23 protein-coding genes are annotated in these 24,161 nt (G+C 63.4%); 5 read left to right on the forward strand and 18 right to left on the reverse strand.

The genetic code is table 11. The features are described from left to right. Positions 1 to 123 precede the first annotated feature (123 nt). The 8 genes from ACFX5Q_RS22895 to ACFX5Q_RS22930 all read right to left on the reverse strand — a co-directional run bounded on the left by ACFX5Q_RS22895 (position 124) and on the right by ACFX5Q_RS22930 (position 9,601). Positions 124 to 1,446 (reverse strand): NAD(P)/FAD-dependent oxidoreductase, encoded by a 1,323-nt coding sequence (locus tag ACFX5Q_RS22895; RefSeq protein ID WP_404281641.1) that lies wholly within the window; start codon positions 1,444 to 1,446, stop codon positions 124 to 126. Positions 1,447 to 1,457: 11 nt separating this feature from the next. Next, a complete protein-coding gene (locus ACFX5Q_RS22900; RefSeq protein WP_404281643.1) occupies positions 1,458 to 2,345 on the reverse strand; it encodes an ABC transporter permease in 888 nt (295 codons plus the stop codon). Between the two features lie 11 nt (positions 2,346 to 2,356). Next, complete coding sequence (locus ACFX5Q_RS22905; protein WP_404281645.1) at positions 2,357 to 3,307, reverse strand: ABC transporter permease; 951 nt, start codon at positions 3,305 to 3,307, stop codon at positions 2,357 to 2,359. 107 nt (positions 3,308 to 3,414) lie between these two features. After that, positions 3,415 to 5,085: a peptide ABC transporter substrate-binding protein gene (locus tag ACFX5Q_RS22910; RefSeq protein WP_404281647.1), complete on the reverse strand. Its 1,671-nt coding sequence runs from the start codon at positions 5,083 to 5,085 to the stop codon at positions 3,415 to 3,417. A 58-nt stretch (positions 5,086 to 5,143) separates the two neighbouring features. Then, positions 5,144 to 6,475: an NAD(P)/FAD-dependent oxidoreductase gene (locus tag ACFX5Q_RS22915; protein ID WP_404281649.1), complete on the reverse strand. Its 1,332-nt coding sequence runs from the start codon at positions 6,473 to 6,475 to the stop codon at positions 5,144 to 5,146. Between the two features lie 2 nt (positions 6,476 to 6,477). Continuing rightward, on the reverse strand, positions 6,478 to 7,197 hold the full coding sequence (locus tag ACFX5Q_RS22920) for an SDR family NAD(P)-dependent oxidoreductase (protein WP_404281651.1): 720 nt from the start codon (positions 7,195 to 7,197) through the stop codon (positions 6,478 to 6,480). Further along, complete coding sequence (locus ACFX5Q_RS22925) at positions 7,194 to 7,682, reverse strand: MarR family winged helix-turn-helix transcriptional regulator (protein WP_192179748.1); 489 nt, start codon at positions 7,680 to 7,682, stop codon at positions 7,194 to 7,196. Before ACFX5Q_RS22925 ends, ACFX5Q_RS22920 begins: the two co-directional genes overlap by 4 nt. A gap of 272 nt (positions 7,683 to 7,954) precedes the next feature. After that, entirely contained in the window at positions 7,955 to 9,601 is a 1,647-nt protein-coding gene (locus ACFX5Q_RS22930; RefSeq protein WP_404281653.1) for an ABC transporter ATP-binding protein, read from the reverse strand. 195 nt (positions 9,602 to 9,796) lie between these two features. Here ACFX5Q_RS22930 and ACFX5Q_RS22935 point away from each other — a divergent pair, with 195 nt between their 5' ends. Beyond that, positions 9,797 to 10,189, forward strand: a complete 393-nt coding sequence (locus tag ACFX5Q_RS22935; protein ID WP_404281655.1) for a GFA family protein — start codon at positions 9,797 to 9,799, stop codon at positions 10,187 to 10,189. A gap of 57 nt (positions 10,190 to 10,246) precedes the next feature. On the opposite strand, the gene ACFX5Q_RS22940 is transcribed toward ACFX5Q_RS22935, so the two are convergent. Further along, entirely contained in the window at positions 10,247 to 11,764 is a 1,518-nt protein-coding gene (locus ACFX5Q_RS22940) for a winged helix-turn-helix domain-containing tetratricopeptide repeat protein (protein ID WP_404281657.1), read from the reverse strand. A gap of 229 nt (positions 11,765 to 11,993) precedes the next feature. Here ACFX5Q_RS22940 and ACFX5Q_RS22945 point away from each other — a divergent pair, with 229 nt between their 5' ends. Then, complete coding sequence (locus ACFX5Q_RS22945; protein ID WP_404281659.1) at positions 11,994 to 12,254, forward strand: DUF1127 domain-containing protein; 261 nt, start codon at positions 11,994 to 11,996, stop codon at positions 12,252 to 12,254. Between the two features lie 106 nt (positions 12,255 to 12,360). Here the strand turns inward: ACFX5Q_RS22945 and ACFX5Q_RS22950 are convergent, their stop codons facing one another. The 9 genes from ACFX5Q_RS22950 to ACFX5Q_RS22990 form a co-directional block, all read right to left on the reverse strand. Beyond that, the gene (locus ACFX5Q_RS22950) at positions 12,361 to 12,591 is read right to left on the reverse strand and encodes an EscU/YscU/HrcU family type III secretion system export apparatus switch protein (protein WP_404281661.1); all 231 of its coding nucleotides are present in this window, start codon (positions 12,589 to 12,591) and stop codon (positions 12,361 to 12,363) included. A 179-nt stretch (positions 12,592 to 12,770) separates the two neighbouring features. Beyond that, positions 12,771 to 14,267: a histidine ammonia-lyase gene (gene hutH / locus ACFX5Q_RS22955; RefSeq protein ID WP_404281663.1), complete on the reverse strand. Its 1,497-nt coding sequence runs from the start codon at positions 14,265 to 14,267 to the stop codon at positions 12,771 to 12,773. A 175-nt stretch (positions 14,268 to 14,442) separates the two neighbouring features. Then, on the reverse strand, positions 14,443 to 15,171 hold the full coding sequence (locus tag ACFX5Q_RS22960; protein WP_404281665.1) for an SDR family oxidoreductase: 729 nt from the start codon (positions 15,169 to 15,171) through the stop codon (positions 14,443 to 14,445). A gap of 96 nt (positions 15,172 to 15,267) precedes the next feature. Then, a complete protein-coding gene (locus ACFX5Q_RS22965) occupies positions 15,268 to 16,404 on the reverse strand; it encodes an ABC transporter ATP-binding protein (protein WP_404281667.1) in 1,137 nt (378 codons plus the stop codon). Positions 16,405 to 16,408: 4 nt separating this feature from the next. Continuing rightward, the gene (locus ACFX5Q_RS22970) at positions 16,409 to 17,242 is read right to left on the reverse strand and encodes a carbohydrate ABC transporter permease (protein ID WP_404281669.1); all 834 of its coding nucleotides are present in this window, start codon (positions 17,240 to 17,242) and stop codon (positions 16,409 to 16,411) included. Beyond that, positions 17,242 to 18,183, reverse strand: a complete 942-nt coding sequence (locus ACFX5Q_RS22975; RefSeq protein WP_404281671.1) for a carbohydrate ABC transporter permease — start codon at positions 18,181 to 18,183, stop codon at positions 17,242 to 17,244. The genes ACFX5Q_RS22970 and ACFX5Q_RS22975 overlap by 1 nt, the downstream gene beginning before the upstream one ends. Before the next feature lie 83 nt (positions 18,184 to 18,266). Then, a complete protein-coding gene (locus tag ACFX5Q_RS22980; protein ID WP_404281673.1) occupies positions 18,267 to 19,553 on the reverse strand; it encodes an ABC transporter substrate-binding protein in 1,287 nt (428 codons plus the stop codon). Positions 19,554 to 19,759: 206 nt separating this feature from the next. Beyond that, positions 19,760 to 20,776 carry a hypothetical protein gene (locus tag ACFX5Q_RS22985; protein WP_404281674.1) on the reverse strand — a complete coding sequence of 339 codons (1,017 nt, stop codon included), beginning with the start codon at positions 20,774 to 20,776 and terminating at the stop codon, positions 19,760 to 19,762. Positions 20,777 to 20,962: 186 nt separating this feature from the next. Further along, a complete protein-coding gene (locus ACFX5Q_RS22990) occupies positions 20,963 to 21,337 on the reverse strand; it encodes a hypothetical protein (protein WP_404281676.1) in 375 nt (124 codons plus the stop codon). 3 nt (positions 21,338 to 21,340) lie between these two features. Here ACFX5Q_RS22990 and ACFX5Q_RS22995 point away from each other — a divergent pair, with 3 nt between their 5' ends. From ACFX5Q_RS22995 to ACFX5Q_RS23005, 3 genes are all read left to right on the forward strand, one after another. Continuing rightward, a complete protein-coding gene (locus tag ACFX5Q_RS22995; RefSeq protein ID WP_404281678.1) occupies positions 21,341 to 22,456 on the forward strand; it encodes an ADP-dependent glucokinase/phosphofructokinase in 1,116 nt (371 codons plus the stop codon). Between the two features lie 12 nt (positions 22,457 to 22,468). Then, positions 22,469 to 23,239 (forward strand): SDR family NAD(P)-dependent oxidoreductase, encoded by a 771-nt coding sequence (locus tag ACFX5Q_RS23000; RefSeq protein ID WP_404281680.1) that lies wholly within the window; start codon positions 22,469 to 22,471, stop codon positions 23,237 to 23,239. Between the two features lie 62 nt (positions 23,240 to 23,301). Next, a complete protein-coding gene (locus tag ACFX5Q_RS23005; RefSeq protein WP_404281682.1) occupies positions 23,302 to 24,135 on the forward strand; it encodes a DeoR/GlpR family DNA-binding transcription regulator in 834 nt (277 codons plus the stop codon). Positions 24,136 to 24,161 lie beyond the last annotated feature (26 nt).

Consider the following 24,161-nt stretch of genomic DNA (forward strand, 5'->3'; position numbering starts at 1 on the left):
CGCAGTCACAATTGCCGTGTCGCCCCGCTTCAAGAAAGGCCTCTACCGGCTCGGGCCGGACACGATCTACGGCGAGCCGACCGACCTTGACGGTCGGGCGTTGTTATCTGAGAAAACGGTTTGCTAAGCGTGGGGTGGGAGTGGAGACCCGCTGGCCTTTGCCCGGATCCAGTCCGAGACGCGATAGTATCGCAACATGGCGGCGGGAGCGAAGGACATGAAGAAGGGTGCGCGTCGCAGCGGCTCGAGCTTCAGCGCCAGGTCTCTTTCCGGCACGCCCTTCGCCCATTCGCCCAATATGCCGCCAAGCATGCTTCCGGTCGGCACGCCGCGGCCGGACAGGCCCGTCAGCGCGACGACGCCCGGCGCGAGTTGGTAGAGACGCGGGATGGTGCGCATCTGCATGTCCAGCTCGCCGAACCAGAAATACTCCCATCTCAGGTCGCTGCTGAGCTGCGGATGGAGCCAGTGCAGGCGATCGGACATGAGCCGGTGGGTGAACGCCATGTCGCTTCCACGCCGGCCCATCGGAAACATCGAGGCGACGATGCGTCCCTCGGCGTTGTATTTGTAGACGAAGATGTCGCCGCGGCCGTCATGCATCGTCGTGTTGCGCGGCAGGATGGTTTGGCGTTCGCTGGCGGCCAGCGGTTGGGTGGCGGCGACGAAGACCCTCTGGATCTTGTAGCTCTGGTCGAGGCCGGGCCATCCGTCGACGGTGTAGGCGCCGGTCGCAAAGATGACCTTGTCGGCGACGACGGCTCCTTCGCCGGCATGCACTGCCCAGGCACCATCCTGCCGCACGACATCGCGGACCGGCGAGCCCGTGTGGACTGTGCCACCTTCCTCCATGACCGCGCGGGCCAAGCCTCTTGCGTATCCCAATGGATTGAGGTGACCAGCCTCGGCATGAAACCAGCCGCCATGATATCGCGGGCTGCCGGTCATCTCCTCGCTCGCCTGCCTGTCGAGCACCCGCGTCTTGGCGCCGACTGCATTGTACTGCTGCGCCTTTGCTTCGAGCCTGGCGACGCCGCCGGGCGTAAGCGCACCCATGACGTAGCCGTTCTGCTGCCATTCGCAATCGATGCCGTAGCGCTCGATCATCCCTGCGACCTGACTGTTGGCCCCGGTCTGCCGGGCGATCAGCCTTTCGGCCCATGGCTCGCCCAGCATGGCACGCAGTTCGGGCAGGCTGTAATGGGTGAAGGTTGGCGTGCAGTGGCCGGCATTGCGCCCCGAGCCGCCGAACCCGATCTCCTGCGCTTCGAGCAGAACAACGTCGATGCCGTCACGGGCGAGATCGAGTGCGGTGGTCAGGCCGGTGTAGCCGCCGCCGACGATGCAGACATCCGCCCGCCTGCGTCCTCGCAGTGGGCCGGTCTTTGGTGGCGGCGCCGCGGTCGCATACCAGAGCGAGACTTCAAATGGCGAAAACCTTGCCATGTCGGGCGGCCTCACAGCATGTCGCTTCGCGCGTCGAGCGCATCGCGCAACCCGTCGCCGATGAAGTTGAAACTGGTGACCGCCAGGGTAATGGCGGCACCGGGAACGATTGCCAGCCACGGCGCGCTGTCGAGATATTGCTGGGCGCCGTTCAACATGTTCCCCCAGCTCGGCAGCGGCGGCTGGATGCCGTAGCCGAGGAAGCTGACATAGGCCTCCAGAAGGATGGCGCGGGCAACGGTGAGCGTGGCAGCGACGATGATCGGGCCGATCGCATTGGGCAGCAGCTCGCGAAACATGATGTGGCTGTTGCTGAGGCCGAGCATGCGGGCGGCGACGACGAAGTCGCGTTCGCGCAGCGAACGCACTTCCGCCTCGACGATGCGCGCGATTTCCATCCAGCTCGTTGCCGCGATGATCAGCGTGATCATGATCGGGCTCGGTCTGATGAAGGCCGCCATCGCCAGCAGCAGGAAGATATTGGGGAAGGACAGCATGGCGTCGACGAAACGCATCAGCACCGTGCCGATGCGGCCGCCGAAGAAGCCGGCAGCAATCCCGAGCACGGTTCCAAAGACGGTGCTGATGACCATCGCAGCGAAGCCGACCAGCAGCGAAATGCGGCCGGCCATGAACAGGCGCGCCGCGATGTCACGTCCAAGCGGATCGGTGCCGAAGAAATGATAGCCCGTGAACGGCGGCGAGAATCGGCCACGCAGGTCGATGTAGAGATCGTCAAAGGGCAGCAGCCAAGGTCCGAAGACGCAGGCGAGGACCAGGACGATGATCATCACCAGGCCGAACATCGCCAGTCGATGACGGGCAAATCGGTACACGCTGCGGCTATGCCACCAGCGCTGCCTGGTGTGGGTGGGGATGAGGAAATCCGACTGGGTCATCGCTTCGCTCCTCAGCTCAATCGAATGCGCGGATCGACAAATGCGACGGTGAGGTCCGCGGCCAGATTGCCGACCAGGACGAGGACCGCGGACATCATCAGCAGGCCCATCACGACGGGGTAGTCGCTGTAGCCGAGACTATCGAGGAACAGCCGTCCCATGCCGGGCCAGGTAAAGACCGTTTCCGTCACCAATGCGCCACCCAGTATTGTCGGCAGTTGCAACCCCAGCAGTGTGATCATCGGCAGCAGGGCGTTGCCGAGGATATGGCGAAGCAACACGCGTCGGGAACTCAGCCCCTTGGCCCGGGCCGTACGAACGAAATCCTGGCTGATGACGTCGAGCGTCGCGGTGCGCATGTAGCGGCTCCACACGGCGATATTGACCAGCGCAAGAACGACGCTCGGCATGATGAGATGGATCGCGTAATCGCCGAGCGAGCCATCGCCGATCGTGTACATGTTGCCGGCCGGCAGCCATCTGAGCCGCAGCGAGAAGATGTAGATCGCGATCAACCCGAACCAGAAGGTCGGGATCGACAGCGCCACCATCGCGCCGACCGTCGCGGCGTAGTCGAAGATCGAATATCGCCTGAGCGCGCCCAGTACTCCGATCCAGGTGCCGACAAGGATGGCGATCGCGGTCGATACACCCATCAGCAGCAATGTCGCGACAAGGTGCTCCCAGATGATGTCGAGCACGGGCCTGCCGTCCCGGTAGGAACGCCCCCAGTCGCCGCGAAGCAGATGTGCCAGCCAGTCGATGTACTGGACAGGAAGAGGTCGATCGAGCCCCATTTGCGAGGCGATGCGATCGAGATCGGCCTGCGTCATCCCTGGTGTCAGGGTGAATTGCGAGAGCGGTCCGCCCGGAGCCAGGTTCAGGACGGCAAAGCCGATCACCGAAACCAGCAGGAGCAGGACGAGGCTTTGCCAGAAGCGTCCCAGCAGATAGCGAAGCATGCCGGTTGTCTCCGTTTTGCTGTCCGTCGGTTACAGGCGCGCCAGAGGGCGCCCTTGTCGGCCACCAAGGCCGAGCCGGTCATGCCGGCCCGGCCTCTTTTGTGCTTCTATGCCCAGTACCAGGTGGCCACGTCCCAGGAGTCGATGCGCACATTGATGTTCGGCACGACGCCTTCGACACCGGACTTGTGTCCGCGGACCGTCGCGTATTGGAACATCGGCAGGAATGGCAGGTCGTTGCGCACGGTCTCCTGGATTTTCAGGTAAGCCTGCTTGCGTTGCTCCGGCACGAATTCGACACCGCCGGTTTCAAGCAGCTTGTCCACCTCCGGGCTGGCATACTGCCAGGTATTCTGGCCGGAGCCGCCCTTGGCCGGAATCGACTTCGAGCTGAGGTAGTCCGAAGTGTCGGGATCGGAGCCCGTCAGGAAGTTGATGCCGACGACGACGGAATCGAATTCCGACTTCATCCAGTAGTCGCCCCACATCACCGCCGGCGGCAGGTTGGAGATCACCACCTCGACGCCGATGTCGCGATACGATTGCTGAATGAACTGCTGCGCCTGTTCGCGGATATGATTACCCGCCGTGGTCGAGTTCTTGAACGAGAGGCGAACACCATCCTTGACACGGATGCCGTCCCCGCCAGGAACCCAGCCGGCGTCGTCCAGCAGTTTCTTTGCCTTGTCCAGATCGTATTCCTGCTTCGGCAAATCGGGATTGTAGTAGAAGGACTGCTGCGGCATGTAGGTTTCGGTCGGGGCCGGCAGCCCGTAGTAGAGGGCGTCGATGATCGTCTTCTTGTCCAGCGCATGGTACAGCGCCTGACGAACGGCGAGTTCCTTGAACTGCGGGCGCTCCATGTTGAAGCTGAGCGATTCGATCGTGGCGGCGGGAATGACGGCGACCGCGGTGCCGCTCAATGCCTTGGCTTCCTCATAGTGGTCGGCCGTGATCCACTGCAGTCCGATGACGTCGATGTCGCCGGTCTTGAACTGGGTGTAGAGCACGGTCAGATCCGGAATGTATTTGTAGATCAGGCTCTTCAGGTAGGGGCCGTCGGCGAAGTAGTCGGTGTTGGCGGCCAGTTCGATATGGTCGCCGGCCATGCGTTCCACCCACTTGAACGGGCCGGTGCCGATCGGGGCATTGTTGAACGGCGCGGTGTTCTTGTCCTCCGCCGCACCGAGCACATGTTTGGGAACGATGAAGGTCGCTGCCAGGATCGACGGGTAGGGGGCGTAAGGCTCCTTCATCTTCCATTTGATCTCGGTTGGCGAGACGACAGTCAAATCCTGGACAAGTTCGTGGCCGGCGCGTCGCCAGCTGCGAAACTTCGGGTCGACCAGCAGTTCGATCGTGAACTTGACGTCCTCGGCGGTGAACGGCTGTCCGTCATGCCATTTCACGTCGTCGCGCAGCTTGACGTGCCACTCGAGCCCGTCGGCAGAAATGCCGCCATTTTCGACGGTCGGCACCTCCTTGGCGAGCGCGGGGAAGAAATTGCCTTTGGGATCGACGCCGAAAAGCGGATCGAAGACGCTGAAGTGGATGCCTTCATCGACCTCGATGTGCGGCAAATGCGGGTTGAAGACGGTGGGCTCCTGGGAAAAGCCGACGATCACCTGTCCCTTGGGCTCGCTCGGCGGCGTTGCCGCGAGGGCCCTGCCTGCTCCCGTGAGGCTTGGCATGGTTAGGCCGGCGGCACCGGCGATTGCCATTCCAAGCGCCTGACGACGCGTTGGTCGAAAGATAGTGCTGCTGCTCTTGTCTGACATTGGAGGCTCCTTTTTTAGTGTTCCACTTTCGCTGCGTCACGCTCTCTTGTCGGAGCGCTTATAATCCAGTGACCGGTGCGACCTTCGATCCGTCCGAAAACCGCGACCACCGGAAATCCCTGGGATCGACGATCGGTGGCCGCCCGGTGACGATGTCCGCCATCAGCCTGCCTGCCGCGGGCCCGATGCCGAAACCATGGCCCGAGAAACCGGTCGCCACATGAAAGCCGGGAACGTCGTCGACGGCCGAAATGACGGGGACGGCGTCGGGCGTGACGTCGATGTAGCCGGCCCAGCGCTGCGCCACTTCTGCCTTTTCCAGAACCGGAAATGCCTTGCGGGCATTTGCAAGAACGCGCTCCGAGCTTTTCTTGGTAGGCTTGGGATCGAGCACGCGGCAGTATTCGAAGGGGCTCGCCTCATCCATCGCCCAGCGGGTCGGCATCCTTGCCTCGTCAAGGAAACGGCCCCCCAGGCGGAATTGCAGCGAGCGCCACTCCGTCTTCCAGGCCGGAAGAAAATCGCGCGCATAGCGAAATGAGTTCGGCACGATGTCGACGACATTGCTCATGCTGGAGGCGACGGTGTAGCCACCGTCCTGGCGCTTGCGTATGGCGAAGTTGTTAGCCCACACGGCCTGGTCCGGTCCGTTCTCGACCGGGGTCGTGCGAAGAACCGTGTTCATGACCTTCAACTGCGGCAGGTCGAGACCAAGGGTTCCGCAAAACAGGTTCGACCACGCACCTCCGGCAAGAACGACCGCCTTGCAGGCAATGAAGCCACGCTCGGTCACGACGCCCGAAACGGCGCCGTTCGTCGTCTCCACGCCGCGCACCGCGCATTCCGTCAGTATGGCGGCGCCGCGTTCGCGTGCGGCTTCGGCGATTGCAGGCGCGGCCTTCTGCGGCTCGGCGCGGCCGTCGGCAGGTGTGTAGAGCGCTCCTTTGACATCGAGATTGGAGCCGGGGAGGAGGTCACGCAATTCGCCGGCGCCGATCATTCGCGACTCGAACTGATAGCCTTCGAGATGGCGACCCCAGCGTTCGTGCTGGTCGTATTCCTTGTCGTCCGCGCAGGTGAAGACAATTCCGGCCCGGGCATAGCCCGTGTCTCGTCCCGTCCGTTCGGAGAGCCTCGCCCATATCCGCAGGGCTTCCGCCATCAGCGGAACCTCGCGTGGGTCCCGCCGGGAAATACGAACCCAGCCCCAGTTGCGGCTGGACTGTTCCTGTCCGATGCCGCCCTTCTCGCACAGGGCCACCCGCAGGCCTCTCTCGGCCAGTTCCAGCGCCGTCGAGGTGCCGATGATGCCGCCGCCGATGACGACGCAGTCCACCTCCTTTGGCGGCTCGGTATCTCCATGAACGGGGACGACGAACGGTCCGGGCATGCTCAGTAGGACTCCTCAAGCTGGCAATTGATGGAAAATTCGGCGACGCTCGCATGGTCGGGCAGATCGAGAAGCAGCCCGATGATGCGGGCGAGGTCATCCGGGTCGGTCATCAAGGCATCGGCGCGATCGGTGACGCCGCGGGCCATGTCGGTGGCGACGAAGCCGGGACAGACGGCCGTCGCCCGAATCCCGAGGTCCCACCCCGCCTGCCGGATGCCGTGCGACAGCGCGACGGCAGCAAATTTGGAGATCGAGTAGGAACCTGCCGTCACGGACTTGACCCGCTTGCCCGAGAGCGAGGCGAGAATGATCACCCGGCCCGCGCGGCTCGCCGCAAACGATGCCCACGATGCGCGTACCAGACGGCGCGGCGCCTTGACGTTGATCTCGAACATGAGATCGAGATCCGCGTCGTCGGCGTCGATGACCGACTTCGGGATCATGATGCCGGCGCTGGCGATAACCGCGTCGATCCGGTTGAAGGCATGGATGGTGCCGTCGACCCATGCCCGTTCGCTGCCGGCGTCCGCGGCATCGTAGGCAAATACGCGGACGCGCTCGGCATCGGCCCAGTCGGGCTGGACCGGTTTGCGCATGCCCAGCGACAAAGTCCAACCCGTTTCAAACAGGTGCCGCGCGCAAGCCGCACCGATACCGCGGCTGGCACCGGACACGAGCGCCACACGCTGGCCGGCTCGGCGTGCTGTGGGGTCCGTCATTGGTCGAGTCCCGCGGTGCGGCGGTAGACGCGTCGCAATATGTCCAGCAGACGCTTCTGGTCTTTCTCGGGCACATCGGCGAAGAAATCGCTGGATTGCTTGGTGGCGATCTTGCGCACCTTGCGGGCGAGGTCTGCCCCCTTTTGGGTGATGTGGAGTTCCTGTGCGCGTCCGTCGTCCGGCGCGGCCTGACGCGTGATCAGTTCGTGATCGATCATCTGGTCGACCAGCCTGCCCATGGCGGAGCGATCGCGCATGATGAGCTGCGCGATGACCGAGGGCCGTATTCCTGGATGGCTGTCGACAAGCAGCAGGGTGGTGATCTTGCCCGTTCCCCGGGCAACATCGAGACCTTCCAGGCGGTCATCGAGATCGCGCGAAAGCGCTATGTTGATGCTGCGGATGTAGAAGCTCAACGTGTCTTCAAGGACATCCAGCCCGACGGTCTCGACGGGATAGGGTGGACCTTTCTTCTTCACCGGCATCGAACACTCTCCAGAGACTGTTGTGGGCAGCCTTCATCGAGATCGCCGCAGCCCCATCCGGGGTTGTCGAGGGTCTTCGCAGGCATGATTGAGCGGGTAGTGGACAAATGCAACTACTTTTAGTGGACAAACGCAACTATTCTGCTCGACAGCAGACCTGGACGGGCACGCGTCGGCGACCCGATCGAAGAACAGACTTGCAGCAGCGCCTTTGCCAGCGCGGCCATTCATGGCTCAGGGAAGGTCAGGAGATCTTCGGCGTCGTCGTCGGCTCAGGCGGCGGGGACCCATTCCTTGCCGGGAATGGCGGAGATCAATTGCCTCGTATAGGGGTGACGTGGCGACCGGAATATCTGCGAAGGCGGGCCGCACTCCACGACTTCGCCGCGGTTCATCACCAGGATTTCGTCGCAGATGCGGCTTGCCACCCTCAGGTCGTGCGTGATGAAGATCATGGCGATCTTCATTTCTTCCTGGATGCTCGCCAACAGATCGAGGATCTGCGCCTGGATGGAGACATCAAGGGCTGAGACCGCCTCGTCGGCGACCAGAACCTTGGGGTCCATCATCAGGGCCCGTGCAATGCCGATCCGCTGACGCTGGCCGCCCGAGAATTCGTGCGGAAAGCGGCCATAGGCACCCTCGTCGAGCCCGACCAGACGCAGCAGACGCAGCGCCTTTGCGCGCGCTTCCTTGGCGGACAGGCCGTGCGCCATCGGGCCGACGGTGAGGATCTTGGCGATCGTCTGCCGTGGATTGAGCGAGGCGAACGGGTCCTGGAAGATCATCTGGATGTGCGGCCGCATCGGCCGGAACTCGGAGTCCGAAAGCGCCGCTATATCCTTGCCGTCGAACAGGATGCTGCCCCCGTCGCTGTCGAGCAGCTTCAGCAGGACGCGACCCAGCGATGATTTTCCTGAGCCGGACTCGCCGACGATGCCGAGCGTTCTGCCCTGGCGAACCTCGAAGCTGACCTGCTTGACGGCGTGCACGATGCGGGACCGCGAGAAGAAGCCGATGCCCGGCCGATAGGTCTTGTCGAGTTTCTGCACCTCGAGCACGATCGGCGCATCGTCACGCGGCTTCGTTTCGCTCTCGATCATATGCGGGACGGCGGCGATCAGCCGCCTGGTGTAGGGATGGCTTGGATTGCCAAGCACGTCGGCGGCGGTGCCCTGTTCGACCATCGCGCCTTTTTCCATGACGATGACGCGATCGGCGATTTCCGCGACGACGCCAAAGTCGTGCGTGATGAACATGACGCTCATGTTCTTTTCGCGCTGCAGGCGCCGGATCAGGGCAAGGATTTGCGCCTGGGTAGTGACGTCGAGAGCCGTCGTCGGCTCGTCGGCGATCAAAAGATCAGGCTCGAGCGCCAGCGCCATGGCAATCATGACGCGCTGGCGTTGCCCGCCGGAGAGCTGGAACGGATATTGGTGCCGCAGGACCTCCGGCTCCGGCAGGCCGACTTCGCCAAACAGGTCGACAACCGCCTTGGCGCGGGTCGCCGAGGTGCCGGACCGATGTGCTTCCATGACCTCCGCCACTTGCTGGCCGACAGTCATCAGCGGATTGAGTGCTGAAAGCGGATCCTGGAAGATGATGGAGACCGAACGGCCGCGCAGGCTCCGCATCACGACTTCGCCGGCGCTGGCGAGATCGTGGCCCTTGAACCGGATGCTTCCCTGCGCAATCCGCACCGAAGATGGCAGCAGGCCCATGATCGCGTTTGCGGTGACCGACTTGCCAGAACCCGACTCGCCGACGATGCACAGCATCTCGCCCTTGCGCATGTCGAAGGATATGTTTTCGACAGCGTTCTCACGCTCCATGTTTCCGGGCAGGCGGACGGTCAAGTTTTGAACAGAGAGAACAGTTTGCTCACTCGGCTCGCGGGAAGTCGTTTCGCTCGGCGGCATGGCTGGCCTTTCGAAATCCAGTGATCAGGCTGCACATACTAGCCGCACCTCCTACCGATAGCGCAAGCCCGCATTTGCGAGATTGAGCGTTGTTGCACTGTCGGGGCGCCGCGGCTCCGCCCGCTGCGGGCAATTGCAATGACAGTGCTGCTCGTTGTAGCCATTCTGGCCGCCTGATCTTGGAGGAGACGCAGCATGGACCGATTCACCGGCGGTTGCCTGTGTGGCAACGTCAAAATTGTGGCGTCGGGACGTCCATACCGGGTCGGCATCTGTCATTGTCTCGACTGCCGCAAGCATCATGGCGCCCTCTTTTATGCTGCGGCAGTGTTCCCTCAGGATGCGGTGACGATCGAGGGCGAAACACGCGACTACGCCGGGCGGTTTTTCTGTCCCCGCTGCGGCTCGTCCGTCTTCGCACGCACCGGGGACGAAATCGAAGTGCATTTGGGATCCCTGGATGCCCCCGACCAACTGGTGCCAACCTATGAACTCTGGACCGCTCGTCGCGAGTCCTGGTTGCCGCCGTTTCCGCTCACCAGACGACACGAGCGCGACCGTGACGCCACGAGTCGCTTTGAGGAGTAGGCGGCACGACCGGCAGCCTTCGGATCGAATGGCCGTTTGGAAGATAACGCCGGCGCGTCACTCCGGAAGGCCGGCTTTGCGGAAGCCATCAACGAAATGCTCAAGCGTCGCAGCGTCACGGAATGGCTCCGTCCAGACCCAGTGGCGGGTTGTGAAATGCGGATTGCCGACGAGGAACATTTCGACCTCTGCGCGCGCCTCGTCGAGCCGGCCGAGTTGCGCAAGGCTTGCCGCCAGGAAACGGCGTGAGCTCGTGCGGTACGTCTCGTCCCTGCGCAGTGTTTCGACAGCGGCTTCGTAGTCGCGTGCCGCATATTGCGCCTGGCCGAGCGTCAGATAGTACCAGCTTGCCGGAAACGGGTTCAGCCGGAACGCCTTGCGAATGTGCTCAAGGCCCTCCTCGACCCGACCGGCCAAGACCTCGATGTCGGACAATGTCGCCCAGGCGTCGGCCTCGTTCGGGTCGAGCTCGAACGCCTTGGCAAATTCCGCATCCGCCTCGGCGAAGCTGTGCTCATAGGCAAGCAAATTGGCCAGCACCCAATGGCAGCCAGCATCGTTGGGATCGATCGCTACAGCTTTGCGCGCCAGTTCCAGAGCAACGCTACGATTGGGTTCGATGGGTTCGCCCCAATGCACCCATCCCATCCAGTGGTTCATGGCAAGCCAGCGATAGGCCTCGGCGTAATCCGGGTCGAGCGCAACCGCGCGCGTCAGCATCAGATGCGCTTCCCGCGCCGTCTGCGGCGAATCGTCGATCAGCTTGCGCGCCCGCACGCAGAGGTCATAGGCCTCGAGATTCTGGGGCCGATTGCGCGGCGGCGGTGCGCGCAGCCGGCCGAGCAACGCCTCCACGATCTTGGCCGTCACCTCGTCCTGAACGGCAAAAATATCCTCCAGGCTGCGATCGAAGCGTTCCGCCCATAGATGTTCGCCGCTCACCGCGTCGACCAACTGGGCGTTGATGCGCACCCGCCCCGCGGCGCGTCGTGCGCTACCCTCCAGCAAATAGCGCACGCCAAGGTCCTCAGCGATCTCGCGCACGTCCATCGCCTTTCCCTTGTAGGCAAAGGTCGAGTTGCGGGCGATGACGAACAGACCGGAGATCCTGGACACGTCGGTGATCAGGTCTTCGGTCAACCCATCCGCGAAGGAGTCCTGCTCCGGATCATTGCTGAAATTGACGAAAGGCAGCACGGCTATCGATGGTTTCGCGGGCAGCGGCAAAGCTTTTCGCTTCGCGCCACCGAGCTGTTCGATGACCCCCGTGAAGCGGTAGCCGACGCGCGGAACCGTTGATATCCACTCACCGCCGTCGGCGGGCGGACCAAGCTGCTTGCGCAGCTGCGCGATCTGGACGGTGAGGTTGCCTTCCTCGACGGCCGTGCCCGGCCACGCCGCGTCCATCAACTCGGCCTTGCCCAGGATCTCGCCAGGCCGTCCGACGAGCGCTGCAAGCAGCCTTAGCCCGCGGTAGCCAACGGCAACGGGGACATCGTTCCGAAGCAGCGTTCCCGCACCGGAATCAAGCACGAACGGACCAAAGGCAAAGCGCTCTCCCTGCATACGGCGCATCTATAGAGCAATTCCAGAAAAAGTGTGAAGCGGTTTTGCGTCCGGAATTGCGTCAAAACAAAGAGTTAGAGCAGTTCGCCGGTTCCGTGAACCGGCGAACTGCTCTAACCCCGTTTGGAAGTTTTGAGAACTATTTGGGAGGGCTTAATTACGGCGGCGGTCGCATTCGGCAGAATTCAACCTCTTTCAGGTCGTGGGTCCCAGACCCTCAAGCCATATGGAGGTTGCCATGAACGATACCCTTGCGTCGGCCCCGCATCAGGCGGCGCGGCCGGAAACGCCCGTTGGGCTGGCCGAAATGTCGCGCCGGCACCTGACGACCCTGCGAAGCATTGTCGCGACCTGGCGCGATCGGACCTGGCGCGAGCGGGTGCGCTTTCGTTGGGAACTTGAGCAAATGTCGAAGGACAATCCTCATTTGATCGACGATATCGGCCTGACGAAACGGCAGGTCGAGGCAGAGCTCGCCAAGCCCTTCTGGCAAGGATGAGACGAATGCTGCAAAGACGCTGGATCGCGGCGCCAGCCTCGCACACGCGTTCGCATCGAGGTTCGCTGCCAAATCGGGAATTGAAGCACGACCGCGGGTTTTCGCCTTATGTGAGCCCGTGCCGGACGAGATGGCGAACGACCGGCGAAAACATTTGCTGGCCGATATAGGATCCGGTGTTCGCTTCCTCGAAGAGTGGTTCGGCGACGGCCGCATCATCGACTATCGCGATACCTGCCTGGCGCGCCTGGGCCATTATCTCGTCGGCTGCGCGGCCCTGGCCCTTGCCAACGACCGTCGGCACCGGCGTTTCGCCCTTGACGTAGCGCAACGCCACGGCGCGGCGGCGCCGGACACGAAGACGATGACCGCATTTTTCACACCCAGCTTCGCGGGTTGCATCACCGTTTCGTGCCGCTGTCGATCTCGATCACGGTGTCGCCGGGGCATATGCTGATCACCGACGTGGATGCACGAGCGGATGCGGACGCTTTCAAGGTTTACTAGGACGCCGGCTCAGCACCGGGGCCCCGCCACCATCTGGGCAATGCGCGTCATGTCGGCGCTCATCTCGCGGTCGTCGTCGAGCGGGCTGACGAGCGCGCGCACGGCGGCATAGGTGCGTTGCGGCCCTACGCCCATGCCGTCGACGACGCCGCGCAACTCCACCCCGGTCGCGGCAAAGATTAGCTCCATCGCAACGAGATAGCGCAGGCGCTCGATGATCTCGGCGGTCTTGGCCACCACCCGAGGCGCCATCGACGACTGATCCTCGATGCCGTCCGAAACGGCGAGCGGGCTGAGCGACATCGGATTGGCCAGATGCCGGATCTCGGCTTCCAGGCCAGCGAGCGGTTTCTGCAATTCGGCATAGCCCTGGCGGCTGCCGCCCCTGGCCGACAGGAAGCGCGGCAGTTCCGCCACCGTCGGCGACATCAGCTTCATGCAGCGGTTGGCGGTGCCCACCGCGCAATGCGCGAGGGCCTGCCCGAGCTGTTCCCAGGTCAGCGTCAACGCCGTAAGGTCGAAATTGCCGTTCGAGATGATCCGTTCGGCAGCAGGCAGGATAACCGGGTTGTCGCCGGAATGAGTCAGCTCGATCTCCGTCGCCAGCCTTGCCTGTTCCAACGCGTAGAGCAGGCCGCCCCACACCTGGGGCACGCAGCGATAGCTGAGCGGATCCTGCATGCGCCGCGCCGCATTCTCCTTCCACAGCCCGCTCCCCTCGAGCTCCGCCCGCAGGCGCGCGCCGATCTCGCGCTGGCCGAACGCCGGTCGGGCCGACAGCGCGTCCTCGTCGATTGCCGTCAGCGATGAACGGAATGCCTCGTAGTTGAGCGCCACCGCGGCCATCGACCAGTCGATGAGGTGAGCGACGTCTTCGAGGTAGAGGCAGGCCGTTCCGGTCGAAAGGCTGTTGGCGACGATGATGGCATGGCCGTCCTTCTCGCGCAGGTCGAGCGGCTCGAGCCCGGCAAGCGTCAGCGCCTCGGCAGACGGCATGACCGTGCCCTGGAACTCCGCCTCGCCATCGCCGCGCAGGGCCCTTGCCATATGGCCGAGAGGCGCAAGGTCCGCCGCCCCGATCGATCCCCAGGCGGGGATCACCGGATGGACACCGGCGTTCAGCGCCGCCACGAGGCCCATGACCACATGCTCGGAGGCCCCAGTGCCGCCCGCAGCCATGCCCGAGATGCGCGCCACCATCAGTGCCCGCACGGCCTCGGTCGGAAGAGCCGGTCCGATGCCCATGCTGTGGCTGAGCGGCACGCTATGCTGGAAGGCGATCAGGTCGGCCGGCGCGAGCGGCGTGTCGACACAGGCGCCAAGGCCGGTGGTGACGCCGTATATCGGCCTGCCGAGTTGCGTGAGGCGCTCGATGACGGCGCGGCTCGCGCGGATGCGGCGCATCGCCTCCTCGCCCAACACCAGGCGGGCATTGCGCCGTGCGATCTCGGCGACATCCGCCGCGCCGAGCGGCTTGGCGTCGAGCATTACCATCCTGAGCGTCATGCCCTGCATGTATCCTATGATTGACGTTCAGGAAATGGGCGCGGTCGCCGTATTCCATGGATGGCTTCTTGCGCCGGAAGGCTGTGAAATGCCTTGCGGCGGCGCAGGACGAGCGCAGCCGCAATCATGGCGATGGCCGATGCTCACGGTCTTGGGGATCAGCCTGCCATGGGCCTCATCGGCAGGTATAACCGCCGTCGATGGGCAGCGAAATGCCGGTGATCATCGAGGCCGCGTCGCTGAGCAGGAACACGATCGGGCCGGCGATTTCGTCCTCCGTCGCCCACCGGCCGAGCGGCATCTGCTTGAGGAAAGGTTCGGCGACATGCGGCTGGCTCCAGTGGCCGGATGAGATTGGCGTCATGACCACGGTTGGGTTCACGCTGTTGACGCGGATTGCGTATTTGCCCAGCTCCAGAGCCGAACAGCGCGTGATGTTTTCGAGCGCCGCCTTCGAGGAGCCATAGGAAATGTGCCCCTCGAGCGCGACAAGTGCTGCCTGACTGGAGACGTTGACGATCGCCCCGCCCTTGCCGATGCGGACCATTTGCTGCGTCGCATATTTGGTGACCAACAGCGCGCCACGCGCATTGATGGTGATGACTTTGTCGAAGATGGCGATGTCGGTGTCCATCGGCGTCGCGATCTCGCCGCCGAAACCGCCGCAATTGACCACACCCCAAAGGTCGAGGCCCTCGAGTGCATCGCGAACCTCGTCTTCCGAGGCGAGATCGAAGGTCACCGTGCGGCAGCCTGTCTCCTTGGCGATCGCATCGAGTGCTTCGCGCGAGCGTCCGGCGGCGATGACGTTGGCGTTTGCCCGCACCAGGTGACGCACGGTGGCGCCGCCGATACCGCCGCTGCCGCCCGTCACCAGGATATTTCTTCCCTGAAAATCCGTCATGGTTTCCTCTTCGTCCTTGTTTTTGCTTGTGCCGGGGCAATCCACGACGTCCGGTGTCCGACGCCCATCGATTGCCGAATTGCGTAATTCTCGTGGTCAGTTGACGCGTTCTCCGGGGGAGCGGGGGACGGGCTGCGCATGTGCCACGGTGGCGTCGGAAATTCTGTCCCCATCACCGTTGAAGAGGTGGCAAACGCGCGCCGGCAGCGAGATCGCGATGCGGTCGCCCGCCCTTGCGATCCGGCCATGGCTGTCGCGAATGACCAGGCTTTCCGCGCCCTCATTGGCATGTATGAAAGTGTCGCTGCCGAGGAGTTCGACCATCGAAGCCTGCACGACATGGGCATTGGCCTGTCCCTCCCCCGCAAGCACGATGTGTTCCGGCCGAATGCCAAGCGTGACGCTATCGCCAGGCTCGACATGCCGCTCGATCGCAATGTCCAGCGTCGGCCCCAGCGCAAGGGCGACGGTCGCGACCATGTCGCGAAGGGCGACCACCTTGCCATTCAGGAAATTCATCGCCGGCGAACCGATGAAGCCGGCAACGAACAAATTGGCTGGCCGGTGGTAAAGGTCGAGCGGTGTGCCGACCTGTTCGATGCGCCCGCTGTTCATGACCACGATGCGGTCGGCAAGCGTCATGGCCTCCACCTGGTCGTGGGTGACGTAGACCATGGTCGACGCCAGCTCTGCCTTCAGCCGTGCGATCTCCACGCGCATGCCGACGCGCAGCGCTGCATCGAGATTGGAGAGTGGCTCGTCGAGCAGGAAGAGTTTCGGCTTGCGCGTCATGGCGCGGCCGATCGCGACGCGCTGGCGCTGCCCGCCGGAAAGCTCTCGCGGCTTGCGCTTCAGATAGGAGCCGAGCCGCAATTTATCGGCTGCACGCCCCACGCGTTCGACGATCTCGGCGGCAGGCGTCCGGGCAATCTTCAGGCCGAAGCCGATGTTGCGATCGACATCCATATGCGGATAGAGCGCGTAGGACTGGAACACCATGGCCACGCCTCGTTCCGGTGGCTCGGCACCGCTCATATCGACGCCATCGACCAGGATGCGGCCGGAGCTGATTGGCTCGAGCCCGGCGATGATCCGAAGCAGTGTGGATTTGCCGCAGCCCGACGGTCCGACCAGCACGCAGAACTCGCCGTCCTCGATCGTCAGCGACAGTTCCGGGATGACCGTGGTATGGCCGAAGGCCTTGGTGATCTTGTCGATCGAGAGCGTCGCCATGGGCCTAGCCTTTCACCGCGCCGGCGAGCAGGCCGCGCACGAAGGCGCGCTGCACCAGCACATAGAGGAGGATGAGCGGAAGTGCGATCAGCGTCAGGATCGCGAACAGCGCACCGGGATTGGCCATGTAGAGGCCGGAATACTGCATCGGTACGATGGTGAGCGTCTTCATCTCGCTCTTGGTCAGCACGATGAGGGCGAGGAAGAACTCGTTCCACGTCACGATGAACTGCCAGATGGTGACGAAGACCAGGGCCGGCCGCACCAGCGGCAAGGCCACGTGCCAATAGGTCTGCCAGGCGTTGCAACCGTCGACCCGCGCCGCCTCGAAAAGCTCGCGCGGCGCATCCTCCATGAAGGACTTCAGGATGACCATGGCGAACGGCACGCCGAGCGCCGCATAGGGCAGGATCAGGCCGATATAGGTGTTCACCCAGCCGAAGTTTTTGAGCAGGATGGCTAGAGGCAGGACCATCGAGGCGAGCGGCACCATCAAGGTCGTCAGCAGGGTCGTATAGAGGAAGATCGAGCCCTTCAGCCTCAGGATCGCACAGGCGAAGGCAAAGAGCGAGGAGACCGCAACCACGATCGCCACCGTCGCAACGGTGATGATCAGGCTGTTGAGAAAAATGCCGCCCGGCGGATTGTCGCTGATCACGGTGACGAAATTGTCGAAGGTCACCGGCCAGGTGAAGAGCTGGGCGTCGAAGGCCTGCGCCGGGGTGCGCAGCCCGATCGACAGCATGTAGACCTGCGGGACCATCCAGAAGCCGAGCACGACGAAGAGAACGGCATGGATGACCACGCCGCGAATGCGGTTGCGGGTGAGGGGTGCCATCATGGCTCCTGCCTTCCGGCGGGCGACAGGCGCGCACCCAGCACCGCGATCTGGATCAATGACAGAACGAGCGCGATCACCAGCACGATGACGGAGAGGGCGGCGCCGCTGCCGGTGTCGCCCAGCACGAAGCTCTGCTTGAAGATGAAGGTGCCAAAGACCTCGCTTGCCCGGTTCGGGCCGCCGCCCGTCATCAAGTGCACGATCGGGAAGGTTTGCAGCGTGCCGATGACGCCGAGAAGCAAGAGCGATTTCGTTGCCGGCGCCAGCATCGGTACGATGATATGCACGGCAAGCCGCCAGCCTCTCGCGCCGTCGATGCGGGCGGCATCGAGCACTTCGTTGGGCAGGTTGGCGATACCGGCGATGTACATCAGCATCGAGAAGCCGGTCCATTGCCAGATGTTGACGACGATCAGCGCATAGATCGCGGTCTTCGGGTCGCCGATCGGCGATGTCATCATGACGATGCCGACATGCTTCAGGTACTCCTGGGCGATGCCATAGTAGGGCGCGTAGATCTGCACCCACACCAGGCTGATGACCGAGACCGAGGTCACCACCGGCAGGAAGAACATGGTGCGGAAGAAGCCGCGCAGCGCATGGGTGTGGCGCTCGATGAAATAGGCGAGCAGCCCGCCGATCAGCATCTGCACCGGTATGGTGATGAGCCCCCACAGGACCATGTTGCGCACCACGGTCCAGAAGGTCGGGTCGGTAAGGACGCTCGCGTAGTTGGCAAGCCCGGCGAAAACCGGTCCGCGATCCACCGTGCCGGTATAGAAGCTTTGCCCCGCTACCCAGAGAATTGGATAGGCGATGAAAACGACGAAGAGGAGCGTCGCCGGCAGAGCGAAAAGATAGAGCCTCGAAGCTCTCGATGCCGATCGCCGCTTGACCGCCGCTGTGACGGATCCGGCTCGCATGGCTTCTGCGCTCATAATGCTCGCCATCTTACACTGAAAAGGGGCCGGGCACTGAAAAAGGGCCGGGCGCGTCTCCGCGCCCGGCAGTTCGTCTTGGGCTATTTCGCTGCAAGAGCCTTCTCGTTCGCCGCCTGAACGGTGGCGAGTGCCGCTTCCGGCTCGATGCTGCCGGCAGCGACGCCGGCAAGCGCATTGTCGAGCGCCTCGGCGACGGCCGGTGAGGCAAAGCGCTGGTTTTCCGCCTTGGGCAGGTCCGCCATGAAGCGGGCCGACATCTCCTTGACATGGTCGGTGATGTCGCCCTTGGGAGAATTGCCCTCGAAGGCCGGAAGGTCGTTGAGGTCGTTCAGCGCTTCCTGCAGGCCGACGCCGTTGGTGAGTTCCGCAAGGAAGGTCCAGGCTTCGGGGTTCTTGCCACCGTTCTTGGTCAGGCCGTAGCCGATGTCGATGCCGCCGACAGGCGGGCTGGCGGTATTGCCGTCCTTGACGGGGGGCAGGTAGAAGAAATCGAAGCCGTCCATGTTCTGGACGAATTCGGACAGTGGCGGCGGGAATTTGCTTTCCTGCATCCACCAAGAGCCGAGCGCCATCATGCCGACCTTGCCCTGTGCAAACAGCTGCGCGCCGGTCGGATAGGCATGGGCGCCGAGCGCGCCCTGTTGGAAGATGCCGTCGTCGAAGAGGCCTTTCCAGGCCTTCATGGCCGCGACAAGTTCCGGCGCCGTCCAGGGCGATTCCCCAGCCTGGGCTTTGTCGACAATGCCCGGCGAGAACTGGTTGGCGAGCATGAGGAAGACGTTCTCGTTCTGCCAGCCGTCGGCCGCGCCCTGGAACATCGGTATATAGCCGTTATCGGTCAGTGCCTTGGCCGCCGCCTTCAGCTCGTCATAGGTCTTTGGCGCCGAAAGATTGAGCTTCTCGAATATCTTGCGGTTGTACCAGATGCACAGGACCTGGGATTCCTGGGGGATGATGTAATAGTTTTCGTCGCCCTTCGGATTGCCCATCAGCATCTGCTTGCGGTTGACGGGGAAGACCTTCTCCGCCCATTTGTCGCCCCACTGCTTGGCGGCGCGTTCGTTCACCGCTTCGAGATTTTCGCGATACTGCTGGGTGAGCGAACCCGGCTGCAGGCCGATCACGTCGGGCAGGCTCCCCGAGGCCGCCGCCGCCTTGAGCGCGGTGATGTATTCGGGCGAGTAGTTGTAATAGGTGTATTTGACCTTGATGTCCGGATGGGCCTTCTCGAAGGCGGCAATCGACTTGTCCATCGTGCTCTGGACGAACCAGGACCAGACAGTGACCTCTTTCTGCTCGGCATTCGCCGAGGCAGCGGAAAGAGCGGCGGCGAGGATCGTCGTCGCAAGAAACAGCATTTTCCTCATCATATTCCTCCCTTTTTCTCCCACGTAATGCGCGTCGCGAGCCTCCTACTCGCGGGCGCAGCGACCCATTGAAGGGTCACTTTCAAAGCGTGGCGGCTCCTGCCGCCATCGCTGGGCGTGACGGCCTCTGGCCGCCATCGCTGGACGTGACGGCCCCTGGCCGCCATCGCTGGGCGTGACGGCTCCTGCCGTCATCGCTACCCGACTCAGGCGGCCTTGGCGGCCGCGACCGTCAACACCTCTTCGGTGATCACCCGGTCGTCCGCGAGCGAGCGGTTCGCCGACAGCCCGAGCTTCTGCAATTCTCCATGATAGGCGCGCACCGCTTCCTCCGGGCCGATCGTGCCGTCGGCGACCGCCCGCATCAGAACGATGAGGTGAAGCGGCGCCTCGGCGAGGTTGATCTTGCGGCCGAAGAGAGCAAGCCGGGCGCCGTAGCGCTCCGACTGGGCGACGAGCTCGAACGTGTCGCGCGTGGTGCCGGCGCCGCCGCCAAGCACGCCGACGATCAGCTCGGAGTCGAAATTGACGAGCTCCTCCAGCGCCTTCGGCCCGTTGTAGGGCGTCTTCAGGAACAGCGGCCGCTCGGCCTTAGGCACGCTCGCCAGCGACTTGATGATGTGGTCGTTGACGAACTCGCCGATCTGCTCACGGTTGAGGCCGATGTCGACGCTCGGATTGAAGACCTCGTAGAAGTATTTGAAATTGGTGCGGGCCGCCTCGGCGCGGAATTCGGCGAAGGCGTTCAGCGTGCGGATGTCGAGTTCGAGATCGTTGCTGAAGGAAACCGAATAGAGGGCGAGGTCCGTGCCGCGCGCCGGATAGCCGGCGATGGCGCGCGACAGATTGGTGTCGCGGAAGGGCACGGACGGCTTCTGCGTGTAGGTGCCGTGGCGCACGGCGCCCCAGCACATCGTTTCCAGATTGCCGCGGATCGCCGGCTTCATTTCGCTGCCGAAGAAGGCGCCGCGCTCGTCGAGAAGGTCGAGGTTGGACTGCGACACCAGCATGAGGTCGACGATGTCCTGTTTGATGATTGCCTCGATCTGGGCGATGAATTCCTGGCGGCTGCGACGGCGCGGCGGCTTGACCGAATAGTCGAAGCCCGTGGCGGTCACGCCGGCGCCGACATCGCTGTCCTTGGCATCGGCAATGATAAAATCGGTCGGCTTGTAGAAGCCCGCGCGGATGTTCGCCAGCTTCCTGTCGAGTCTCGTAACCATGGGTGTTCCTCGGTAGAAATGTTTGTACGGGTCCGCTGCCGGGGCTCTTCCTTCGCCGTTCCAGGCTCGTTGTTATATGCAGATATTTCTCATAATCTGTCAATAGCTATCTAATTCTTTCTAATTCCGCATCGATGCGAGCTGAATGGCGGTTCAGTGCCCCAGTCTTGCGTCATTCGCTACGGGCTAGAGGTTACTTAACAGTATGTTTTTGCGATATAAAATTTTGATTGCTCCAGCAAAATGAAGAAATTTGAGCATTTGCACAAAATCTTTTGCTGCAATGCCCAAAAGCAAGGTTCGCAGCGTCACATTTACGCAATTTTGGCGCGAGGCGGCAAAATTCACATTGACGATTTGGAAGATAATGATAGCAATTGGCAGCGTCGCCAGGTGAGGAGGGGCGCGGCCATGAGCGATGGTTTCGCGGCATCGTGCGCAGAGCGCTATTCCGCCCTGATCGATCCACGGTCCGGCCCGCTTGGCACGGACGCCCTTTCGTCGGCGGGCCTTTTCCTGTGCGGCATCAGCGCATGCATCGATGCGCGGATCGAGATGCACGACATGCAGCCGCTTCTGGACGCACCCGCCGGCAGCCCCGCGGCGCAACTTGCCGATCTTCTTCTTTCCCGTGCCGCGCGCGGCGTAGGCGGCGAGGTACGGTTCGACTGGCCGCAAGGCCCGGCATGGCTACGCGAACGGCTGCCGCTGCGCTATGCGCTGGGCGGAACCGGTCCTCAGGCGGCCTGGGTGCTCGGACAACTTGGTGTCCGCTCGCTGGTCGCCCTCGAGGATCGTTATGCGGCAATGCTGCGCAAGATCCCGGCCGGCGTTCTGCTGGCGGAAGGGGGCACGCTCAGGACGGCGGACGCGGTATCGGCCGCTGGCCCGCACATCCCCGAAATCTTCATCTTCGAATTCACGGCCGGCCGCGCGATCGGCGCCGTCGTGCCGACCCGTTCCTCGCGTGTCATCATCCGCTTCCGCGATCGCGGCATTCAGCGTGACAAGGATTTCGAGACCATGTCGCGGCGGCTGGCGCCGTCGGCCGCAGCCGGGCTTCTTTCGGGACTGAACGACGAGGCGGTGGAGAATGTCGGCGCCGCCAGCCGGCACGTCTTCGCGCTCAGCCGCGACTGGAAGGCAGCCGGCCTCAGGACGATCCATTTCGAGCTGGCGGGCTATGCGACGCAGCAGGCAGTCGAGGAGCTGTTTTCCCACGCAAGCGGCGCGATCACCTCGCTCGGCATGAGCCATTCCGAACTGCTCGCCATGAACCCGTCCGCCCATCATCCGATGGAGGCTCTCGTGGCGCTCGGCGAGCGGCTCGATCTCGAGCGGGTCTGCGTGCATGCCGACACATGGGCCGCCGCCGTGACCCTGAACGATCCGAAGGAAGAGGAACGCGCGCTGATGGCAGGCTGCGCGATCGCCAGCGCCAGGGCAGCGAATGGAGAACCCGCACGAACCATCGCGATCGCGCCGACGGCCGAGTTCCATCCGCTTCCCTTCCAGACGCCGGTCCGAAAGGGGCGCTGGACCTTCGTTGCCTGTGCGTCTCCCTATGTGGAGAAGCCGGTGACGACGCTCGGTCTGGGCGACAGCTTTACCGCCGGCTGCCTGCTCATTCTCGGACGCAACCGCCACGCCGACGCCGGTCCCACCCTCCAACACGACTGAAGGACAAATTCCATGTTTCTCGAACGGTTCCGCCTCGACGGCAAAACGGCCTTCATCACCGGCGGTGGCCGCGGCATCGGCCTGTCGACGGCCGAAGCGCTCGCCGAGGCCGGCGCTCGGGTCATCATATCGGACATGGATCCGCAGGTGCTGGAGGCAGGACGCGACGAGCTGAAGCGGAAGGGCCACGACGTCGAGGCGCTACAGCTCGACGTGACCGATTCGAAGTCCGTCGCCGCGGCCGCGCGATCCGCCAACGAGCGTCACGCGGTCGATATCCTCATCGCCAATGCCGGCATTGCCTGGCCCGACACCGGCGGCGAGGAGATGAGCGACGAGGTATGGCTTAAAGTGGTCGACGTCGACCTGAACGGCGCCTATTGGTCCTGCCGGGAATTCGCCAGACCCATGCTCGAGCGTGGCCATGGCTCGATCGTCACGCTTGGCTCCATGTCCGGGCTGATCTCCAACAAGCCGCAACGCCAGGTGCACTACAATTCGGCGAAGGCGGCCGTCCACCACATGACACGCTGCCTTGCCGGAGAATGGGCCGACCGCGGCGTCAGGGTAAACTGCGTGGCGCCGACCTATGTCGATACGGTCATGTCGCGCGGCGGCTTCACCGACGACAAACTGATGCCGGTGTGGATGGAGATGACGCCGATGAAGCGCGTCGCGCGTCCGGACGAGGTTGCCGCGCCCATCCTCTTCCTCGCCTCGGATGCCGCGAGCGCCATGACCGGCGCGGTCGTGGTTGTGGATTGCGGTTATACGATTTGGTAGAGATTGAACGATTTGGCATGGAATCTGTCGGCCCCGCTGTCGGGCCGCCAAGCGGGTGAAGCATGGAGTCTCCGAGCAAACGCGTCGATATCGTTCCCGCCAAGCGGCAGGCTCTTATCCTGGAGCACCTGCGCGTCAGCGGTGCGGCCAGCATCCAGGAACTCGCCGACACGATCGGCGGGTCGCAATCGACGGTGCGGCGCGATCTCGAGCACCTGGTGGAAAAAGGTTATCTCGAGCGCACCCATGGCGGGGCGCATTTGCTGCAGCCGATGCGCGCCACCTTCGAACGCGAGATGACCGTCAATGCCGAGCTGCAGCACGCCGAGAAGGTTGCGATCGGCCGCGAGGCCGCGCAGCGGCTCAGCGCCCGCGACAGCGTCATCTTCGACAGTTCCTCGACCGTCATGGAGGTGGTGCGCGCCGCCGCCGAGCGCGATCTGCCGCTGACCGTGGTGACGAACAGTCTCGAGATCGCCGATTTCGCCGCCGACATCAAATCCTGGCGCATCATCCTGCCGGGCGGCACCGTCCGTCCCGGCTACCGGCACCTTGCCGGCGAGCCGGGCGAGAGCTTCATCAAGACGCTGCATGCCGACCTCTGCATGACCGGTGCTTCGGCCGTGACCGGCACGCTGCTGACGGAAACGTCGCTGGAGGTGGCGTCGCTCAAGCGCGCTATGATCTCGTCCGCTCGCAAGACGATCCTGCTCGTCGACAGCTCGAAGTTCACCGCGCCTGGTTTCTGTACGCTTTCGGATATTTCCGAGATCGACGAGGTGATCACCGACGAGGGCATCTCCCAAGACGCACTTTCGTCCTTGCGTGCCGCCGAGCGCAAAGTGACGGTGGTTAGCGCCAGCGGCTTGCCGGGTTCAAATCGTTCCAGATTGTGATGCCGCCACGCGCGAACCTGCGCCAA

This window comes from Mesorhizobium sp. IMUNJ 23033 (assembly GCF_044778005.1).
Classification (GTDB): Bacteria; Pseudomonadota; Alphaproteobacteria; order Rhizobiales; family Rhizobiaceae; genus Mesorhizobium; species Mesorhizobium amorphae_A.

Coding starts and splice junctions, on each gene's coding strand:
- ACFX5Q_RS22895 (WP_404281641.1), bottom strand. CDS start 1,446: ATGGCAAGGTTTTCGCCATTTGAAGTCTCGCTCTGGTATGCGACCGCG.
- ACFX5Q_RS22900 (WP_404281643.1), bottom strand. CDS start 2,345: ATGACCCAGTCGGATTTCCTCATCCCCACCCACACCAGGCAGCGCTGG.
- ACFX5Q_RS22905 (WP_404281645.1), bottom strand. CDS start 3,307: ATGCTTCGCTATCTGCTGGGACGCTTCTGGCAAAGCCTCGTCCTGCTC.
- ACFX5Q_RS22910 (WP_404281647.1), bottom strand. CDS start 5,085: ATGTCAGACAAGAGCAGCAGCACTATCTTTCGACCAACGCGTCGTCAG.
- ACFX5Q_RS22915 (WP_404281649.1), bottom strand. CDS start 6,475: ATGCCCGGACCGTTCGTCGTCCCCGTTCATGGAGATACCGAGCCGCCA.
- ACFX5Q_RS22920 (WP_404281651.1), bottom strand. CDS start 7,197: ATGACGGACCCCACAGCACGCCGAGCCGGCCAGCGTGTGGCGCTCGTG.
- ACFX5Q_RS22925 (WP_192179748.1), bottom strand. CDS start 7,682: ATGCCGGTGAAGAAGAAAGGTCCACCCTATCCCGTCGAGACCGTCGGG.
- ACFX5Q_RS22930 (WP_404281653.1), bottom strand. CDS start 9,601: ATGCCGCCGAGCGAAACGACTTCCCGCGAGCCGAGTGAGCAAACTGTT.
- ACFX5Q_RS22935 (WP_404281655.1), top strand. CDS start 9,797: ATGGACCGATTCACCGGCGGTTGCCTGTGTGGCAACGTCAAAATTGTG.
- ACFX5Q_RS22940 (WP_404281657.1), bottom strand. CDS start 11,764: ATGCGCCGTATGCAGGGAGAGCGCTTTGCCTTTGGTCCGTTCGTGCTT.
- ACFX5Q_RS22945 (WP_404281659.1), top strand. CDS start 11,994: ATGAACGATACCCTTGCGTCGGCCCCGCATCAGGCGGCGCGGCCGGAA.
- hutH (WP_404281663.1), bottom strand. CDS start 14,267: ATGACGCTCAGGATGGTAATGCTCGACGCCAAGCCGCTCGGCGCGGCG.
- ACFX5Q_RS22960 (WP_404281665.1), bottom strand. CDS start 15,171: ATGACGGATTTTCAGGGAAGAAATATCCTGGTGACGGGCGGCAGCGGC.
- ACFX5Q_RS22965 (WP_404281667.1), bottom strand. CDS start 16,404: ATGGCGACGCTCTCGATCGACAAGATCACCAAGGCCTTCGGCCATACC.
- ACFX5Q_RS22970 (WP_404281669.1), bottom strand. CDS start 17,242: ATGGCACCCCTCACCCGCAACCGCATTCGCGGCGTGGTCATCCATGCC.
- ACFX5Q_RS22975 (WP_404281671.1), bottom strand. CDS start 18,183: ATGAGCGCAGAAGCCATGCGAGCCGGATCCGTCACAGCGGCGGTCAAG.
- ACFX5Q_RS22980 (WP_404281673.1), bottom strand. CDS start 19,553: ATGAGGAAAATGCTGTTTCTTGCGACGACGATCCTCGCCGCCGCTCTT.
- ACFX5Q_RS22985 (WP_404281674.1), bottom strand. CDS start 20,776: ATGGTTACGAGACTCGACAGGAAGCTGGCGAACATCCGCGCGGGCTTC.
- ACFX5Q_RS22995 (WP_404281678.1), top strand. CDS start 21,341: ATGCAGCCGCTTCTGGACGCACCCGCCGGCAGCCCCGCGGCGCAACTT.
- ACFX5Q_RS23000 (WP_404281680.1), top strand. CDS start 22,469: ATGTTTCTCGAACGGTTCCGCCTCGACGGCAAAACGGCCTTCATCACC.
- ACFX5Q_RS23005 (WP_404281682.1), top strand. CDS start 23,302: ATGGAGTCTCCGAGCAAACGCGTCGATATCGTTCCCGCCAAGCGGCAG.